The 16,087-nt window shown below is 71.6% G+C and carries 18 protein-coding genes; 15 read left to right on the forward strand and 3 right to left on the reverse strand.

Annotated elements, in window-relative coordinates; all coding sequences use genetic code 11:
* Positions 1-9: 9 nt before the first annotated feature.
* Positions 10-795: an enoyl-CoA hydratase family protein gene (locus ACN9M0_RS34550; RefSeq protein WP_426404832.1), complete on the reverse strand. Its 786-nt coding sequence runs from the start codon at positions 793-795 to the stop codon at positions 10-12.
* A gap of 78 nt (positions 796-873) precedes the next feature.
* Here ACN9M0_RS34550 and ACN9M0_RS34555 point away from each other — a divergent pair, with 78 nt between their 5' ends.
* A complete protein-coding gene (locus ACN9M0_RS34555; protein WP_426404833.1) occupies positions 874-1,650 on the forward strand; it encodes an SDR family oxidoreductase in 777 nt (258 codons plus the stop codon).
* A 28-nt stretch (positions 1,651-1,678) separates the two neighbouring features.
* The gene (locus tag ACN9M0_RS34560) at positions 1,679-2,593 is read left to right on the forward strand and encodes an SDR family oxidoreductase (protein WP_366041298.1); all 915 of its coding nucleotides are present in this window, start codon (positions 1,679-1,681) and stop codon (positions 2,591-2,593) included.
* Between the two features lie 111 nt (positions 2,594-2,704).
* On the opposite strand, the gene sigJ is transcribed toward ACN9M0_RS34560, so the two are convergent.
* Entirely contained in the window at positions 2,705-3,643 is a 939-nt protein-coding gene (gene sigJ / locus ACN9M0_RS34565) for an RNA polymerase sigma factor SigJ (RefSeq protein ID WP_426404834.1), read from the reverse strand.
* Between the two features lie 142 nt (positions 3,644-3,785).
* On the opposite strand from sigJ, the gene ACN9M0_RS34570 reads away from it, so the two are divergent.
* The 10 genes from ACN9M0_RS34570 to ACN9M0_RS34615 all read left to right on the forward strand — a co-directional run bounded on the left by ACN9M0_RS34570 (position 3,786) and on the right by ACN9M0_RS34615 (position 11,616).
* Complete coding sequence (locus ACN9M0_RS34570; RefSeq protein ID WP_366041300.1) at positions 3,786-4,256, forward strand: allene oxide cyclase barrel-like domain-containing protein; 471 nt, start codon at positions 3,786-3,788, stop codon at positions 4,254-4,256.
* Positions 4,257-4,331: 75 nt separating this feature from the next.
* Entirely contained in the window at positions 4,332-4,772 is a 441-nt protein-coding gene (locus ACN9M0_RS34575; RefSeq protein WP_426404835.1) for a YybH family protein, read from the forward strand.
* Positions 4,769-5,317, forward strand: coding sequence for a YceI family protein (locus tag ACN9M0_RS34580; RefSeq protein WP_426404836.1), 549 nt, complete (start codon positions 4,769-4,771; stop codon positions 5,315-5,317). Before ACN9M0_RS34575 ends, ACN9M0_RS34580 begins: the two co-directional genes overlap by 4 nt.
* A gap of 239 nt (positions 5,318-5,556) precedes the next feature.
* Positions 5,557-6,342, forward strand: coding sequence for a 2-keto-4-pentenoate hydratase (locus tag ACN9M0_RS34585; RefSeq protein WP_426404837.1), 786 nt, complete (start codon positions 5,557-5,559; stop codon positions 6,340-6,342).
* A gap of 7 nt (positions 6,343-6,349) precedes the next feature.
* Positions 6,350-7,261 (forward strand): acetaldehyde dehydrogenase (acetylating), encoded by a 912-nt coding sequence (locus tag ACN9M0_RS34590; RefSeq protein WP_426404838.1) that lies wholly within the window; start codon positions 6,350-6,352, stop codon positions 7,259-7,261.
* A gap of 9 nt (positions 7,262-7,270) precedes the next feature.
* A complete protein-coding gene (gene dmpG, locus ACN9M0_RS34595; protein WP_399697231.1) occupies positions 7,271-8,293 on the forward strand; it encodes a 4-hydroxy-2-oxovalerate aldolase in 1,023 nt (340 codons plus the stop codon).
* 26 nt (positions 8,294-8,319) lie between these two features.
* A complete protein-coding gene (locus tag ACN9M0_RS34600) occupies positions 8,320-9,474 on the forward strand; it encodes a Rieske 2Fe-2S domain-containing protein (RefSeq protein ID WP_426404839.1) in 1,155 nt (384 codons plus the stop codon).
* Position 9,475: 1 nt separating this feature from the next.
* Positions 9,476-9,778 (forward strand): hypothetical protein, encoded by a 303-nt coding sequence (locus ACN9M0_RS34605; protein ID WP_426404840.1) that lies wholly within the window; start codon positions 9,476-9,478, stop codon positions 9,776-9,778.
* Positions 9,771-10,817: a 2Fe-2S iron-sulfur cluster-binding protein gene (locus tag ACN9M0_RS34610; RefSeq protein ID WP_426404841.1), complete on the forward strand. Its 1,047-nt coding sequence runs from the start codon at positions 9,771-9,773 to the stop codon at positions 10,815-10,817. The genes ACN9M0_RS34605 and ACN9M0_RS34610 overlap by 8 nt, the downstream gene beginning before the upstream one ends.
* A gap of 22 nt (positions 10,818-10,839) precedes the next feature.
* Positions 10,840-11,616: an SDR family oxidoreductase gene (locus ACN9M0_RS34615; protein ID WP_426404842.1), complete on the forward strand. Its 777-nt coding sequence runs from the start codon at positions 10,840-10,842 to the stop codon at positions 11,614-11,616.
* Between the two features lie 53 nt (positions 11,617-11,669).
* Here the strand turns inward: ACN9M0_RS34615 and ACN9M0_RS34620 are convergent, their stop codons facing one another.
* A complete protein-coding gene (locus ACN9M0_RS34620; RefSeq protein ID WP_426404843.1) occupies positions 11,670-12,551 on the reverse strand; it encodes an IclR family transcriptional regulator in 882 nt (293 codons plus the stop codon).
* Positions 12,552-12,733: 182 nt separating this feature from the next.
* Here ACN9M0_RS34620 and hsaA (ACN9M0_RS34625) point away from each other — a divergent pair, with 182 nt between their 5' ends.
* The 3 genes from hsaA (ACN9M0_RS34625) to hsaD all read left to right on the forward strand — a co-directional run bounded on the left by hsaA (ACN9M0_RS34625) (position 12,734) and on the right by hsaD (position 16,074).
* The gene (gene hsaA / locus ACN9M0_RS34625; RefSeq protein WP_426404844.1) at positions 12,734-13,903 is read left to right on the forward strand and encodes a 3-hydroxy-9,10-secoandrosta-1,3,5(10)-triene-9,17-dione monooxygenase oxygenase subunit; all 1,170 of its coding nucleotides are present in this window, start codon (positions 12,734-12,736) and stop codon (positions 13,901-13,903) included.
* A 119-nt stretch (positions 13,904-14,022) separates the two neighbouring features.
* Positions 14,023-15,189 (forward strand): 3-hydroxy-9,10-secoandrosta-1,3,5(10)-triene-9,17-dione monooxygenase oxygenase subunit, encoded by a 1,167-nt coding sequence (gene hsaA / locus ACN9M0_RS34630; protein ID WP_426404845.1) that lies wholly within the window; start codon positions 14,023-14,025, stop codon positions 15,187-15,189.
* Between the two features lie 12 nt (positions 15,190-15,201).
* Entirely contained in the window at positions 15,202-16,074 is an 873-nt protein-coding gene (gene hsaD, locus ACN9M0_RS34635) for a 4,5:9,10-diseco-3-hydroxy-5,9,17-trioxoandrosta-1(10),2-diene-4-oate hydrolase (protein WP_426404846.1), read from the forward strand.
* Positions 16,075-16,087 lie beyond the last annotated feature (13 nt).

The raw sequence follows: 16,087 nt of genomic DNA on the forward strand, positions 1-16,087 counted from the left end.
TGTCCCTGCTCACGACTGCTGCTCCTTGTCCGTGTGGGTGGTGTCCTCGTCGGCTTCGCCCTTGCCGAAGGTGTCGCGGACCCGGTCGGCGACACCGCTGAGGTTGGCCTCGAAGGTGAAGCCCTGCTCGAAGCGGTAACTGCGGTGGACGTCCACCGGGTCGATGCCGTTGATCGCGGCCTTGGCGAGCCGGATCAGCTGCCCGTCCTTGGCGGCGATCTCCCGCGCGAGTTCGAGCGCCGCCTCGTACAGCCGCTCGCGCGGGACGACCCGCCAGACCGAGCCGTGCCGGTGCAGCTCCTCGGCGGTGACCGTGCGCGAGGTGTAGTACAGGGCCCGCATCAGCTGCTGCGGGACGAGCCGGGCCAGATGGGTGGCCGCGCCGAGCGCGCCCCGGTCCAGCTCGGGGAGGCCGAAGGTCGCGTCCTCGGAGGCGACGATCGCGTCGGCGTTGCCGACCAGGCCGATGCCGCCGCCGAGGCAGAAGCCGTGTACGGCGGCGACCACCGGCACCTCGCAGTCGTAGACGGCGGCGAAGGCCTCGTAACAGCCGCGGTTGGCGCCCAGGAGGGCGTCGTGCCCGGCCGTGCGCTGGATCTCCTTGATGTCGACGCCGGCGTTGAAGCCGCGGCCCTCCGCGGTGAGGACGACGCAGCGCACGTCGGGATCGGCCCCCGCGGCGCGTACCGCGGCGGCGAGGTCGTACCAGCCCTGTACGGGGAGGGCGTTGACCGGGGGGTAGTCGACGGTGACGACGGCGATGCCCTTGTCCGGGGCGGAGGTGGAGACACCCATGAGTAGATCAGCTACCTTTCCACCAAACGTTTGTTAGGTGGAAGATAGCAGCGGTTCGCGCGCTGCGGGAGGTGTCCCTTGCCAGTCACCATCGATCTGTCGGGATCCGTCGCCGTCGTCACCGGCGGCACACGGGGCGTCGGCGCCGGGATCGCCGGCGCTCTGCTCGAAGCCGGCGCGGAGGTCGTGACCTGCGCGCGACGCGCCCCCGACAAGCCCGTCGAGGCGGGCGGGCGCACGGCCCGCTTCCTCCCCGTCGACCTGCGCGACCCGGCCGCGGTGGCGGACCTCTTCGCCCGGGTCCGCGAGGACCTCGGAAGGCTGGACGTCCTGGTCAACAACGCGGGAGGAACACCCTTCCGGATGCTCGGCGACGGGAGCGCCGAGCAACAGGCGCGGGTCGTCGAACTGAACCTCGTCGCCCCGCTGACCGCCTCCCTCGCCGCGTACGAGGTGATGCGCCATCAGCCCGGCGGCGGATCCATCACCATGATCGGCAGCGTCAGCGGCACCCGCCCCTCACCGGGCAGCGCCGCGTACGGAGCCGCCAAGGCGGGCCTGGACAACCTCGCCCGGTCCATGGCCGTGGAATGGGCCCCGCTGGTGCGGGTCAACACGCTCGTCCCCGGCATGGTGCGCACCGAACTGTCCCACCTGCACTACGGGGACGAGGACGGCATCGCCTCCGTCGGCCGCACCGTGCCGCTCGGGCGGCTCGCCGAGCCCTCCGACATCGGCGACGCCTGCGTCTTCCTCGCCTCCGAACGGGCCGCGTACATCAGCGGCGCCAGCCTGCTCGTGCACGGAGGCGGGGAACGCCCGGTCTTCCTGGACGCGGCCACGGCCAACCACTGAACACCCCACTCACTGAAGGGCACCCACCATGACGGAACTCTGCAACGGACGCGTCGTGATCGTCACCGGGGCCGGCCGCGGGCTCGGCCGCGCGCACGCGCTCGCCTTCGCCGCCGAGGGAGCCAAGGTCGTCGTCAACGACCTCGGCGTCGGCCTCGACGGCACCGGAGGCGGCGCGGGGCCCGCCCAGCAGGTCGTCGACGAGATCGTCGCCTCGGGCGGCGAGGCGGTCGCCCACGGCGGCGACATCGCGACGACGGACGGCGCGGCTTCACTCGTCGCCACGGCGCTGGACACCTTCGGCCGCCTCGACACCCTCGTCAACAACGCCGGCTTCCTGCGCGACCGCATGCTCGTCAACCTCGACGAGGACGACTGGGACGCCGTCATGCGGGTCCACCTCAAGGGCCACTTCCTGCCCCTCAAGCACGCCGCCGCGCACTGGCGCGCCGAGGCCAAGGCCGGACGCGAGCCCGTCGCGCGGGTGGTCAACACCAGCTCCGGTGCGGGGCTGCTCGGCAGCGTCGGCCAGGGCAACTACGCCGCCGCCAAGGCCGGGATCGTCGGCCTCACGCTCGTCGCGGCGGCCGAGATGGGCCGGTACGGGGTCCAGATCAACGCGATCGCCCCCGCGGCCCGCACCCGGATGACCGAGCAGACGTTCGCCGAGACGATGGCCGCGCCATCCGAGGGGGCCGGCTTCGACGCCATGGCCCCAGAGAACGTCTCCCCGCTCGTCGTCTGGCTCGGCTCCGCCGCCTCGGCCGGGGTCACGGGCCGCGTCTTCGAGGCGGAGGCCGGGCGGATCACGGTCATGGAGGGCTGGCGTCCCGGCCCGACGGCCGACAAGGGCGCCCGCTGGACGCCGACGGAGGCGGGCGAGACGACCCTGAAGCTCCTGGCGGCCTCGGAACCCCCGCACCCGGTCTACGGCTCCCGCTGACCGACGCCTACCCGTGGTGGCCGGTCGTTCCGCGCCCCCTGGACGATCTCGACGTCCTGAGCCGTCGACCAGGGGGCGCTGTGAGCGGACCGGACGGTAGGTGAACGCACCTCAACCCGTCGTCCAGCGACGGAGCTTCTCGGGGTTGCGCACGACCCAGATGTGCTTGATCCGGTCGTCCGCGACCTCGAACGCGTACACCGACACGACGACGCCGTCCTGCTGAGCCACCAGACCGGGCTGACCGTTGACCGTACTCTCCAGGAACGTCATCGCGTCGGGCTTGTGGCGGGCGATCTCCCGCCAGGCGTACGCGATCTGCTCCGCGCCCTCGATGGGGTGCGGGAAGGTGACGGCGCGGCCGCCGCCGTCGGCGATCGCCGTGGCGTCGGGATCGAGCAGGCCGATCAGGGCGTCGATGTCCTTGGCCTCCCAGGCCTGCTTGAAGTCCCTCACGACTGCGGCACGTCGGACCGCCGCGGTCGTGGAGGGCCGCGCGGCCCGGAGGCGACGGCGGGCCGAGGAGGCCAGCTGGCGGCAGGCCGCCGGGGTGCGGCCGACGACCTCGGCCACTTGGGCGAACGAGTGGCAGAAGACGTCGTGCAGGATGAACGCGACGCGTTCGGCCGGCGTCATCGATTCGAGCACGACCAGAAAAGCCAGGTCGACCGACTCGTCCAGGGTGATCCGGTCGGCTGGATCGGCCGTCGCACGGTCCGCCCGACCACTGGTCCACTCCGCGTGCGCGGGCATCGGCTCGGGGATCCATTCGCCCACGTAGGTCTCTCGCCTGGCCCGTGCCGAGCCGAGCAGGTTGAGGCAGATGCGGCCGGCGACCGTCGTCAGCCAGGCGCCGGGGTTCTCGATGGAGTCCTGCTGCTGCCGTGACATGGCGTACCAGCGGGTGTACGTCTCCTGGACGGCGTCCTCGGCCTCGGTCAGGGAACCCAGGAGCCGGTACGCGAGATTGATCAGGTGGCGCCGCTCGCTCATGAGCGCGTCCAGGCCCGGATCGGGCCGACCGGTTCCTGGCTCGGATCGGGTCCTCATGGTGCCGACGGCTCCCTTCGTCGTAGCTGCCCTCACCGGTTCGACAACACAGCCCCGTGGAATGTGAGGCGACGCACCCACCTCACATTCCACGGGGCTGTGCTGTCGAACCGCTGAGAAGAGCAGATGAGGAGGTTCCACCGTGGTCACCAGAAAGCTGGTCTCCATTGCGCTGGTCATCGCTTTGGTCGGCTTCTTCGCCGTGAACAGCGCAGACGCCGACACCCCGGAAGCACGACGGGTCGAGGTCCTCGAACTCAAGGTCCAGAACGATCAGTACGCGTACACCGATCTCGACCCGAAAGGGCCGAGCCTGGGGGATACGTACGTCTACTCCGGCACCGCGATGAAGGACGGCCGCGGTGTCGGACGCGGGGGCGGGTCGTGCCAGGTCATCGACATCAAGGGCGAAGAACTCACGACACAGTGCCTGGTCACGATGGAGATCGACCGTGGCTCTCTGACGATGCAGTCGCTCTGGGTGAGCGGAACGAGCCGGCTCGACATGGCCATCACCGGCGGTACGGGCGACTTCAGCAGCGCGCGGGGCACCGTGCGCTATTGGGACATCGCAACGCCGGACGAGCGGGTGCGGGCCGAAATTCTGCATTGACAGGTGCAGCACGATCCGCAGAGCGGAGCGTGCGAGAAGCCGAGGTTCCACCACGAAAGGGAAGGTGAAGTCGAGATGCCTACGCAACGCGAGAGGGACGAGGCCGAGATCCGCCGGCAGGTCGGCATGATCGCCGAGGGACTCCGGGCCAAGGATCCCGGGGGCCTGAGGAAGCTGTACGCGACGGACATCGTGTCCTTCGACATCGAGCCGCCGCTCCGGAGCGTGGGCGTGGAGGAGAAACTCAAGAACTGGGCGCCCGTGTTCGCGTTCTTCGAGAGCGTGACCTACGAGGTGCGCGAGCTGACCCTCACCGTGGGCGATCACGTGGCCTTCGGGCACGCCTTCGCCCGTCTCGGCGGCACGCTGAAGGACGGGACGGCGATGAGCGGCATGTGGGTCAGGGTCACGTACTGCTTCCGGAAGATCGACGGGACCTGGTCGATCACGCACGACCACGTCTCGGTGCCGCTCGACATCGCGAGCGGCGACGGAGCGATCGGCCTCGAGCCGTGAACGAGACCACGAGCATCACCCCCGCGATCCCGGGCTATCTCGCCGGCACGTGGAAGGCCGACCCGGCGCGCTCCGAGATCGCCTTCTCCGTCCGCCTCCTCGGGATCAGCACGACGCGGGGCCGGTTCACCACCCACGACGTCACGCTCGTCACGGACAAGAACCCCCTGCTCTCATCGGTCACCGCGACGATCGACCTCGCATCGATCGACACCGGCAACGCGAGGCGCGACAACCACCTCCACGCCGCCGCATACCTCGACGTCGACACGCACCCGACGGTGAACTACCGCTCGACCGGCATCCGCCGGACCGCCGACGGCTGGGCCGTCGACGGTGAGCTGACCCTGCACGGCATCACACGGCAGGTGCCGCTGACCCTCGAGGTGCACACCTTCAGCCCGGACCAGCGGGACGGACATCGGGCCGGCTTCTGGGCGACCGCGGAGATCAACCGGCGCGACTTCGGCATCGACGCCGGGGGCGTCGCGCTCGGCAACAAGGTGTCGATCAGCCTGGAGATCCAGGCCGTACTCCACGAGTGACCCCCAGGACGGGCGCCCAGGCGCCCGTCCACCGGCCGCGCGGTGCCCCGATTCCCCAGTTCGACCGAGCGGAATCGGGGCACCGTACACAGGGCGGCAAGGCCGCCCGCCCGCCGCCGGGGCGAGCGCCCCGGCCCCCGTGGCCCTTTCCCGCTCACCGGGAACGGGCGCTCCCTCCTGCGCGCCGCCCCGGCCTAGCCTCGCCGGACAGCCCCAACCGCCCGCAGGAGGGACCCGCCATGCTCACGGACCGCCAGAGACTCGAGGGGGCCGAGCTGCTCCGCTCCGCCGAACAGCACGTCTCGCCGATCGCCCCGCTGACCGAGGCGTTCCCCGGTATCGGGACCGAGGACGCGTACGAGATCCAGCTCGTCAACATCCGGCACCGCCTCGCGGCCGGGGCCGAGGTGCGCGGTCACAAGGTCGGCCTGTCGTCGAAGGTCATGCAGCGGATGATGGGCGTCGACGAACCGGACTACGGTCATCTGCTCGACGACATGGAGCTGCGGCCCGACGTTCCCGTGTCCGTCGCCCGCTACTGCCACCCGCGCGTCGAGGTCGAGGTCGGTTTCGTTCTCGGCGACGATCTGCCGGGCGAGACCTGCACCCCGGCGGACGTCCTCGCCGCCACCGAACGCGTCGTGCCCGCCCTGGAGCTGATCGACAGCAGGATCCGCGACTGGCGGATCACCATCGCCGACACCATCGCGGACAACGCCTCCTCCGCCGGGTACGTCATCGGAGAGGGCCGGGACCCCCGCGAGCTCGACCTCAAGGCGATCGACGCCCGGCTGAGCAGCGGTGGCGGCGCACCGCTCGCCGAGGGGGGCAGTGACGCCGTGCTCGGCGACCCGACCCGCTCCGTCGCCTGGCTCGCCCGTACCGTCGCCCGCTTCGGCGTGCCCCTGAAGAAGGGGCACGTGGTGCTGCCCGGCTCCTGCACCCGGGCCGTCGACGTCGCGGCCGGGGGCACCTACACGGTCGAGTTCACCGGCCTTGGCTCCGTCTCCCTCTCGTTCATCTGAGGTGATCATGACCATCAAGACAAAGGCGACCGCCGCCATCGTCGGCTCCGGCAACATCGGCACCGACCTGCTGTACAAGCTGCTGCGCTCCGAGCACGTCGAACCCCGCTGGATGATCGGCGTCGACCCCGGCAGCGAGGGCCTCGCCCGCGCCGCCCGCGCCGGCCTGGAGGCCAGCCACGAAGGCGTCGACTGGCTGCTCGCGCAGGACGAGAAGCCCGACATCGTCTTCGAGGCCACCAGCGCCTACGTCCACCGGGCCAACGCCTCCCGCTACGCCGAGCTCGGCATCAAGGCGGTCGACCTGACGCCGGCGGCCGTCGGCCCCGCCGTCGTACCGCCCGCCAACCTCCACGAGCACCTGGACCAGCCCAACGTCAACATGATCACCTGCGGCGGACAGGCCACCATCCCCATGGTGTACGCGGTCTCGCGCGTCGTCCCCGTGGCGTACGCGGAGATCGTCGCCTCGGTGGCCTCCGTCTCGGCCGGCCCCGGAACCCGGGCGAACATCGACGAGTTCACCCGCACCACGTCACGCGGCATCGAGACCATCGGCGGCGCCGAGCGCGGCAAGGCGATCATCATCCTCAACCCGGCCGAGCCGCCCGTCATCATGCGCGACACCGTCTTCTGCGCCATCCCCGAGGACGCCGACCGGACCGCCATCGCCGTCTCCGTCAAGGAGATCGTGGACCAGGTCACCGCCTACGTGCCCGGCTACCGCCTGCGCGCCGAGCCGCAGTTCGACGATCCGAGCCCCGAGAACGGCGGGATGGCCCGCGTCGCGATCTTCCTGGAGGTGGAGGGCGCCGGCGACTACCTGCCGCCCTACGCCGGAAACCTCGACATCATGACCGCCGCCGCCACCAAGGTCGGCGAGGAGTTCGCCAAGGCGATCCTCGCCCCCGGCGCGTAAGGAGCACCCATGCCGTACTCGGACACCCTCGACATCCGGATCACCGACTCCTCGCTGCGCGACGGCTCGCACGCCAAGCGCCACCAGTTCACCGCCGAGGACGTACGGTCGATCGTCGCCGCCCTCGACGACGCCGGCGTCCCCGTGATCGAGGTGACGCACGGCGACGGACTCGGCGGATCCTCGTTCAACTACGGGTTCTCCAAGACCCCCGAACAGGAGCTCATCAAGGTCGCGGTGGACACCGCGAGGCGGGCGCGGATCGCCTTCCTCATGCTCCCCGGACTCGGCGTCAAGGACGACATCCGGGCCGCCCACGGCAACGGCGCGAGCATCTGCCGCATCGCCACCCACTGCACCGAAGCCGACATCGCCGACCAGCACTTCGGACTCGCCCGCGAGATGGGCCTGGAGACCGTCGGCTTCCTGATGATGGCCCACTCCACGACCCCCGAGAAGCTGGCACGCCAGGGCCGCATCATGGCCGACGCGGGCTGCCAGTGCGTGTACGTGGTCGACTCCGCCGGCGCCATGGTCATGGACGACGTCACCGCCCGCGTCGAGGCCCTGGTCTCCGAGCTCGGCGGCGACGCCCAGGTCGGCTTCCACGGCCACGAGAACCTGGCCCTCGGCACCGGCAACTCCATCGCCGCCATCAAGGCCGGGGCCCTCCAGATCGACGGCTCCACCCGCCGGCTCGGCGCCGGCGCCGGCAACACCGCCGTCGAGGCCCTCGTCGCCGTCTGCGCCAAGATGGGCATCCGTACCGGCATCGACGTCCTGAAGATCATCGACGCGGCCGAGGACGTCGTCCGCCCCGTCATGGACGAGGAATGCAGGCTCGACCGGCTCGCCCTGCTCATGGGCCACGCCGGCGTCTACTCCAGCTTCCTCAAGCACGCCTACCGGCAGGCCGAGCGCTACGGCGTCTCCGGCGCCGAAATCCTCCTGCGCGCGGGCGAACGCCGGCTGGTCGGCGGCCAGGAGGACCAGCTCATCGACATCGCCGTGGAACTTGCCGCACAGAACTGAACCGACAGGAAATGAGGAGGGACCAGATGACTGCTCTCAACGACGAGGTCAGAATCATCGAGACGGGCACGCCGCCGGCGCGCTTCGCCCGGGGCTGGCACTGCCTCGGCCTCGCCGACGGCTTCAAGGACGGACAGCCGCACGAGATCGAGGCCTTCGGCACCAAACTGGTCGTCTTCCAGGGGCAGGACGACGGACAGTTGCACGTCCTGAACGCCTACTGCCCCCATATGGGCGGCAACCTCGCCCAGGGAACCGTCAAGGGCGACGCCGTCGCCTGCCCCTTCCACGACTGGCGCTGGTCGGGCAACGGCCGCTGCGCCGGCATCCCGTACGCCCGCCGGGTCCCGCCGCGCGCCAGGACCCGCGCCTGGATCACCGTAGAGCGGAACAAGCAGCTCTTCGTCTGGAACGACCCCGAGGGCAACCCGCCGCCCCCCGAGGTGACCGTCCCTGAGATCGCGGGCATCCACGGCCCCGACGCCCACCAGTGGAGCGACTGGACCTGGAAGACCCTCCGCGTCGAGGGCGCCAACTGCCGCGAGATCGTCGACAACGTCGTGGACATGGCGCACTTCTACTACGTGCACTACGCGTTCCCCGAGTACTTCAAGAACGTCTTCGACGGCCACGTCGCCACCCAGTACATGGAGAGCAGCCCCCGCGGCGACATGGAACTGGGCACCCTCAGCTCCGGCCGCCTGCGCTCCGACGCCTCCTACTTCGGCCCCTCCTACATGATCGACCACCTCTACAGCGACGTCGGCGGCGGCGTGGAGATGGAGATCGTCCTCATCAACTGCCATTACCCGATAGACGAGAACAGCTTCCTGCTCCAGTACGGGGCGATCGTGAAGCGGCTGCCAGGGATGACCGACGAACAGGCCGCCGAGGCCGCGCGGCTCACCGCCGAGGGAGCCACCGTCGGCTTCGAGCAGGACGTGGAGATCTGGCAGAACAAGACCAGGATCGACAACCCCCTGCTCACCGAGGAGGACGGTCCCGTCTACCAACTGCGCCGCTGGTACGAGCAGTTCTACATCGACGTCGCCGACGTCAAGGACGAGATGACCCGCCGCTTCGAGTTCGAGATCGACACCCGGCGCGCCAACACGGCGTGGCGCGCCGAGGTCGAGGAGAACCTGGCGCGCCGCGTGGCGGAGACCGGAACCGGAGCCTGACATGCGAGCGGTGGAGTGCGCGGCCTGCGGCAACCAGGTCCTGTGCGAGAAGTTCAGCGTCGCCCACACCTCCGTGCAGTGGACCGCTGACGCGGCCGCTGTCTGCGCGGAGTTCCGCGAGCGGGTGAGCCAGGGCGGGACCACCGCCCGGATACGGACCTGCCGGGGCCTGCGGTCGAGCATCGACCGCGAGGTCGAGGAGGGCCGGCTGACGATCGGCACGCTGGACCCGGGCGGCCCGGAGTCCGGCACCGCGGAGTCCGGTACGGCGGGCACCGCAACCACGGAGGCCGTCGATGTCTGAGCCCTCGACCAGCTCTCGCACCCACCGGCTGCGTGTCGTCGAGGTCGTCGCCGAGACGGCCGACGCGCACTCCCTGGTGCTGCAGGCGCCACCGGAGAGCGCGGACCGCTTCACGTACCGCCCCGGGCAGTTCCTCACCCTGAGACTGCCCGGCGCGGACGGGAGGCCGGCCGCCCGCTGCTACTCCCTCGCCAGCTCGCCCCACACCGGTGAACCCCTGAAGATCACCGTCAAGCGGGTCGCCGGCGGGTACGGCTCCAACTGGGTCTGCGACCGGCTCGCGGCGGGCGACGAGCTGGAGGTGCTGCCCCCGGCCGGCACCTTCACCCCGGACTCCCTCGACGATGACCTGCTGCTCGTCGCCGGAGGCAGCGGCATCACGCCGGTCCTGTCGATCGCCAAATCGGCGCTGGCCGAGGGCCGGGGCCGGGTGGTGCTGCTGTACGCCAACCGCGACGAGTCCTCGGTCGTCTTCCGCGACGAACTGCGGGCGCTGGCCCAGGACCACCCGCACCGGCTGCTCGTGGTCCACTGGCTGGAGTCCCTCCAGGGCCTGCCCTCCGTGGACCGGCTGGCGGCCGTGCTCACCCCGTACGCCGACCGTGAGGCCTTCGTGTGCGGCCCGCAGCCGCTCATGGACGCCGTCGAGCAGGCCCTGCGCACGCTCGGCGCGCCCGGCGACCGCATCCACCGGGAGCGGTTCTTCTCCCTCGGCGCGGACGTCTTCGACGCCCCGGCGGTGCCGAGCGGCACGGCGGCCGAGGGGGGCGGCACGGCCGAGGTCGAACTCGACGGCGAGACCCACACCCTCGCTTGGCCGGCGGCGGCACCCCTGCTCGACATCCTCCTGGCGGCGGGCGTGGACGCTCCGTACTCCTGCCGGGAGGGCGCCTGCAGCGCCTGCACCTGCCGTGTCGTGGCGGGCGAGGTCAAGATGCTCCGCAACGACGCCCTGGACGACCAGGACATCGCCGAGGGGTACGTGCTGGCCTGCCAGGCCCTGCCCCTCACCGACCGGGTCGAGATCACCTACTCCTGACACCTCCGACGAGGAGACCGCCATGTCCCGAACCTGCCTGGTCACCGGAGCCGCCTCCGGCATCGGCAAGGCCACCGCCGCCCTCCTGCGGCAGCAGGGCCACACCGTCATCGCCGCCGACCTCGCGGAGGGCGACATCCGTGCCGACCTGTCCACGCCCGAGGATCGGGCCGAACTCGTCGACCGGGCCCGCGAGTTGACCGGCGGCCGTCTCGACGCCGTCGTCTCCTGCGCGGGCGTCGCCCACCTCGACCCGCTCACGGTCAAGGTCAACCACTTCGGTGCCGCGGCCACCCTCGACGGTCTGCGTCCGCTGCTCGCGGCCGGGACCGATCCGCGGGCCGTGGTCGTCGGATCCATCGACTCCGTCCACCCGACCGACCCCGCGATCGTGGACGCGGCGCTCGCCGGGGACGAGACGGCGGCGGTGGCCGCCTCACGGGCGGCCGTCGACCGCGGCGAGGGGCACCTCGTCTACTCCTCGTCGAAGGCGGCGATCTCCCGCTGGGTCCGCCGCGCCGCCCCCACCGACGGGTGGGCCGGCGCGGGCGTCCCGCTCAACGCCGTGGCCCCGGGCGTGGTCCTCACGCCCCTGACCCGGCCGCTGCTCGACGACCCGGAGATGCTGGGGCTCGTCGAGCGGAGCGTGCCGATGCCCCTGCACGGCCACGCCCGTCCCGAGCAGGTCGCCCCGCTGATCGCGTGGCTGACCTCGCCCGAGAACACCCTCGTGACCGGGCAGGTGGTCTTCGCCGACGGCGGCGCCGACGCGGTCCTGCGCGGCGACAGCGTCTGGTAGTCACGGCAAGCCCGCCGTCCCCGGAGCCCCTACGGACTCCGGGGACGGCGTCGTCACATCCAGTCGCTGAACCGCAGCCAGGCCATCATGTTGTCCATCGAGGGCTGCGGAAGGCCCGTGGACGTCATCGCGCCGACCGGCTGGGCCCGCTTCTCCGGCTGCCGCCCCGGCCCGAACATCGACTGCCACACCGATCGCGCGCAGCCGCGCACGGCCGGGGCGAGCCGTTCCATCTCCCGGTGGACGCCGTGGCCGCTCACCGAGATCGCGGCGATGGCCCGGCCCGCGCCGCGCAGCGGAGCGGCCACGCAGAAGACCCCCCGGTACCCCTCCTCGTGGTCGAAGGCCACACCACGCTCGCGCGTCATGGCCAGCTCGCGGCGGAAGGACTCGGGGCGGGTGATCGTGCGCGGGGTACGCGGCCGCAGCCCGTCCCGTATGACCTCCTCCACCGGCGCGTCGTCGCCGAAGGCCAGGATCGCCTTGCCCGACGCCGTGCAGTACGCCGGCTGCCGCCCGCCCATGCGCGACGGCACGACCGAGTCGTCCGACCCGCCGATCCGCTCCAGATAGACCACCTCGGAGCCGTCGAGGACGGTGAGGTGCACCAGATGGCCGGTGGACTCGTGCAGCGCGTGCAGGTGGGGCAGCGCCGCCCGGCGCAGCCGGTTGTGGTGCGAGGCCATGGCGCCGAGCTCCAGCATGCCCATGCCGAGGCGGTAGTCGCGGCCCTCGCGCTCCAGCCAGCGCAGCTGCACCAGCTGGTCGAGGATGCGGTGCGCGGAGGAGCGGCGGATGCCCGAGCGCTGCACGACCTCGGTGAGGGTGAGCCGGGGCCCCGCGCTCTCGAAGGCGCTCAGCACCTTCGCCGCCTTCTCCAGCAGGGACAGAGGCGGCATCCCGGCCTCGACAGCCTCGACAGCACTGGTCGTCATCGGCACCTCCCACACGGACAGCACAGCCGACGAGCTCCAGGCAGGGTCCGTAATCTCCGGTATTGCGTGGAGATTGCCAGAGGATGACAGGCGCTGGGAAGAGGGAGTTCCGTCTCGGAACAGTAACGCGTAGGTTCCCTGTCGTCACGACTCGCCGAGACCGAAGACCGGGAGGGACGCGCATGCGCGACGACGACGTGCTCGCGGCGGTCCGCGCCCTCGCCCCCGCCCTGCGCGAGCGCGCCGCCGAGGCGGAGGCGCTGCGCCGGGTGCCCGACTGCTCCGTCGAGGAGCTGGAGGACGCCGGCTTCTTCCGGCTGCTCCGGCCCCGGACGTACGGCGGACTCGCCGCCGACCCGGCCGTCTTCTACGCCGCCGTGCACGAGATCGCCAAGGCGTGCGGCTCGACTGGCTGGGCGGCGGCGGTCCTCGGCGTCCACCCCTGGTACGTGGCCCAGTTCGACCCGCAAGCGCAGGAGGAGGTCTGGGGCGCGGACGGATCCACCCGGATCTGCTCCTCGCACGCCCCCACCGGGGAGGTCACCCCCGTCGACGGCGGCTTCCGGCTCTCCGGCCGGTGGCACTTCTCCGCCGGCTGCGACCACGCCCGGTGGGCGCTGCTCGGCGGCCTCGTCACCGACGGTGACGGCCGGCCGGTCGACATGCTGACCTTCCTCGTGCCGTGCGCCGACTACCGCGTCGACGACGTGTGGGACACCGTCGGCCTGCGCGGCAGCGGCAGCAACGACCTCGTCGTCGAGGACGCCTTCGTCCCCGCCCATCGGACGCTCGGCTACGGCCCGGTGACGACGCTGCGCTGCCCCGGACAGGAGGTCCACCCGGAGCCGCTCTACCGCCTGCCGTACGCCGCCGTCTTCACCACCGCCATCTCCACCGCGATGGTCGGCATCGCCGAGGGCGCCCACGAGGACCAGGTCGCCGCGGCCCGCGAGCGCCTCAAGGCCCCGCAGGGCCGAGGGGCCGCCGAGGACCCCTTCGCGCAGGTACGCATCGCCCGCGCCGCCGGTGAGATCGACGCCGCCCGGCTCCAGCTCCACCGCAACATGACCGAGCTGTACGCGCTCGCGCGCGGCGGCGCCCCCATCCCCATGGAACTGCGCGCCCGCACCCGCCGCGACCAGGCCCTCGCCACCGAACGCGCCCTCACCGCCGTGGACCTGCTCATGGAGAACGCCGGCCGGGGCCCGTTGCGCGTCGGCGACGACGTCCTCCAGCGAGCCTGGCGCGACCTGCACACGGGCCGCGGCCAGGCCGCCAACGACGTCGAACGGGCACTGGTCCTCTACGCCCAGGACGCCCTCGGCATGGACGTCCACGACCCCATGCTCTGACCGGACGGGACCCTCCCGCACGAGGGTTCCCGCTCAGTGGGAGCCGCGCATTTCACTGCCGTACGCCACGCCGTACGGTCCTGGCATTCCCCCACCACGACCCGAAAGGGGATGCCCCCATGGCCGATGACGTCCTGGCAGCGATCCGTGACCTCGCCCCCGCCCTGCGCGACCGCGCGGCCGAGGCCGAGACGCTGCGCCGGGTGCCCGACACCTCCGTCAAGGAACTGGAGGACACCGGCTTCTTCCAGCTGCTCCAGCCGAAGGCCTTCGGCGGCCGCGCGGCCGACCCGGTGGTCTTCTACTCGGCGGTCAAGGAGATCGCCAAGGCGTGCGGATCGACCGGCTGGGTCGCCTCCGTGGTCGGCGTCCACCCCTGGCACGTCGCCCTGTTCGACCCCCGCGCCCAGCAGGAGGTGTGGGGGCAGGACCCCAAGACCCGCATCGCCTCCTCGTACGCGCCCACCGGCAAGGCCACCGCCGCCGACGGCGGCTTCCGGCTCTCCGGCCGGTGGCACTTCTCCTCCGGCTGCGACCACGCCCGATGGGCGCTCCTCGGCTGCCTCGTCACGGACGGCGAGGGCAAGCCGGTCGACATGCGCACCTTCCTGATCCCCCGGACCGACTACCGGATCGACGACGTCTGGGACACCGTCGGCCTGCGCGGCACCGGCAGCAACGACGTCGTCGTCGAGGACGTCCACGTCCCCGAGCACCGCGCCCTGAGCTTCGGCCCCGTCACCGCCCTCCAGGTGCCCGGCCACGAGATCAACCCCGAGCCGCTCTACCGGCTGCCCTACGCCGGGGTGTTCACCACCACCATCTCCACCCCGATCGTCGGCATCGCCGAGGGCGCCTTCGACTCCTACGCCGAGGCCACCCGGGCACGGTTCCGCGTCTCGTACGGGCAGAAGGTCGCCGAGGACCCCTTCGCACAGGTCCGCATCGCCCGCGCCGCCAGCGACATCGACGCGAGCTGGCTGCAACTGACCCGCAACATGGGCGAGATGTACGCCCTCGCCGAGCGCGGCGAGGAGCTCCCGATGGAGCTGCGCACCCGCACCCGCCGCGACCAGGTGCTCGCCACCGAACGCGCGGTCGCCGCGGTCGACCTGCTGATGGAGAACTCCGGCGGCAGCGCCATGCGCACCGGCCCCGGCCTCGTCCAGCGCGCCTGGCGCGACGCCCACACCGGCCGGGGCCACGCCGCCAACGACCCCGAGCGGGCCCTCGTCATGTACGGACAGAGCGCGCTCGGCATCGACATCCAAGACACCATGGCCTGAGAGGCGCCGACGATGGCAGAGCTCACCTACGAGTCGACCTCCCGCACCGCCGAGGCGGCCGGACTCACCCTCCACTACCACGAGGCCGCCCCCACCGGCCCGCCGGCCGAAGCTCCCGTCGTGATCATGCTCCACGGCGGCGGCCCCGGCGCCTCCGCCTGGAGCAACTTCGGCCGCAACCTCCCCGTCCTCGCCGAGCACTTCCGCACGCTGCTCGTCGACCAGCCCTGCTTCGGCCGCTCGGACAAGCCGGAGCTCGACAAGGACTACTTCAGCTTCAGCGCCGACGCCGTCGCCGCCCTGATGGACGAACTGGGCATCCGACGGGCGCACTTCATCGGCAACTCCCTGGGCGGCGGCACCGCCGTCCGCATGGCCCTGAACCACCCGGACAAGGTCGGCAAGCTCCTTCTCATGGGCCCCGGCGGCGTCTCCGTCAACCTCTTCGCCCCCGACCCGACCGAGGGCATCAAGCGGCTCTTCGAGTTCAACGCCTCACCCGGGCCCACCCGCGAGCAACTGCGCGCGTTCCTCGGTGTCATGGCGTACGACCAGTCGATCGTCACCGACGAACTCGTCGAGGAGCGCTGGGCCTCCGCCACCGACCCCGACACCCGGCTCGGCAGCGCCCGGATGGGCGCCTCCTTCGCCGACCCGGCCTGGGCCGAGGACACGATGCTCTGGCGCGAGGCCCACCGGATCACCCAGCCGGTGCTCCTCACCTGGGGCCGCGAGGACCGCGTCAACCCCCTCGACGGCGCCCTTGTCGCCCTCAAGACCATCCCCGACGCCCGGCTGCACGTCTTCCCGCACTGCGGCCATTGGGCCCAGACCGAGCAGGCCGACGAGTTCAACCGCCTCGCCGTCGACTTCTTCTCCCACTGAACCCTCCACAGAA

Source organism: Streptomyces sp. R-07 (assembly GCF_049913175.1).
GTDB lineage: Bacteria > Actinomycetota > Actinomycetes > Streptomycetales > Streptomycetaceae > Streptomyces.

Excerpts from the sequence above, each read along its gene's own strand:
- ACN9M0_RS34550 (WP_426404832.1), bottom strand. The coding sequence starts at position 795 with ATGGGTGTCTCCACCTCCGCCCCGGACAAGGGCATCGCCGTCGTCACC.
- ACN9M0_RS34560 (WP_366041298.1), top strand. The coding sequence starts at position 1,679 with ATGACGGAACTCTGCAACGGACGCGTCGTGATCGTCACCGGGGCCGGC.
- sigJ (WP_426404834.1), bottom strand. The coding sequence starts at position 3,643 with ATGAGGACCCGATCCGAGCCAGGAACCGGTCGGCCCGATCCGGGCCTG.
- ACN9M0_RS34575 (WP_426404835.1), top strand. The coding sequence starts at position 4,332 with ATGCCTACGCAACGCGAGAGGGACGAGGCCGAGATCCGCCGGCAGGTC.
- ACN9M0_RS34585 (WP_426404837.1), top strand. The coding sequence starts at position 5,557 with ATGCTCACGGACCGCCAGAGACTCGAGGGGGCCGAGCTGCTCCGCTCC.
- ACN9M0_RS34590 (WP_426404838.1), top strand. The coding sequence starts at position 6,350 with ATGACCATCAAGACAAAGGCGACCGCCGCCATCGTCGGCTCCGGCAAC.
- dmpG (WP_399697231.1), top strand. The coding sequence starts at position 7,271 with ATGCCGTACTCGGACACCCTCGACATCCGGATCACCGACTCCTCGCTG.
- ACN9M0_RS34600 (WP_426404839.1), top strand. The coding sequence starts at position 8,320 with ATGACTGCTCTCAACGACGAGGTCAGAATCATCGAGACGGGCACGCCG.
- ACN9M0_RS34605 (WP_426404840.1), top strand. The coding sequence starts at position 9,476 with ATGCGAGCGGTGGAGTGCGCGGCCTGCGGCAACCAGGTCCTGTGCGAG.
- ACN9M0_RS34610 (WP_426404841.1), top strand. The coding sequence starts at position 9,771 with ATGTCTGAGCCCTCGACCAGCTCTCGCACCCACCGGCTGCGTGTCGTC.
- ACN9M0_RS34615 (WP_426404842.1), top strand. The coding sequence starts at position 10,840 with ATGTCCCGAACCTGCCTGGTCACCGGAGCCGCCTCCGGCATCGGCAAG.
- ACN9M0_RS34620 (WP_426404843.1), bottom strand. The coding sequence starts at position 12,551 with ATGACGACCAGTGCTGTCGAGGCTGTCGAGGCCGGGATGCCGCCTCTG.
- hsaA (WP_426404844.1), top strand. The coding sequence starts at position 12,734 with ATGCGCGACGACGACGTGCTCGCGGCGGTCCGCGCCCTCGCCCCCGCC.
- hsaA (WP_426404845.1), top strand. The coding sequence starts at position 14,023 with ATGGCCGATGACGTCCTGGCAGCGATCCGTGACCTCGCCCCCGCCCTG.
- hsaD (WP_426404846.1), top strand. The coding sequence starts at position 15,202 with ATGGCAGAGCTCACCTACGAGTCGACCTCCCGCACCGCCGAGGCGGCC.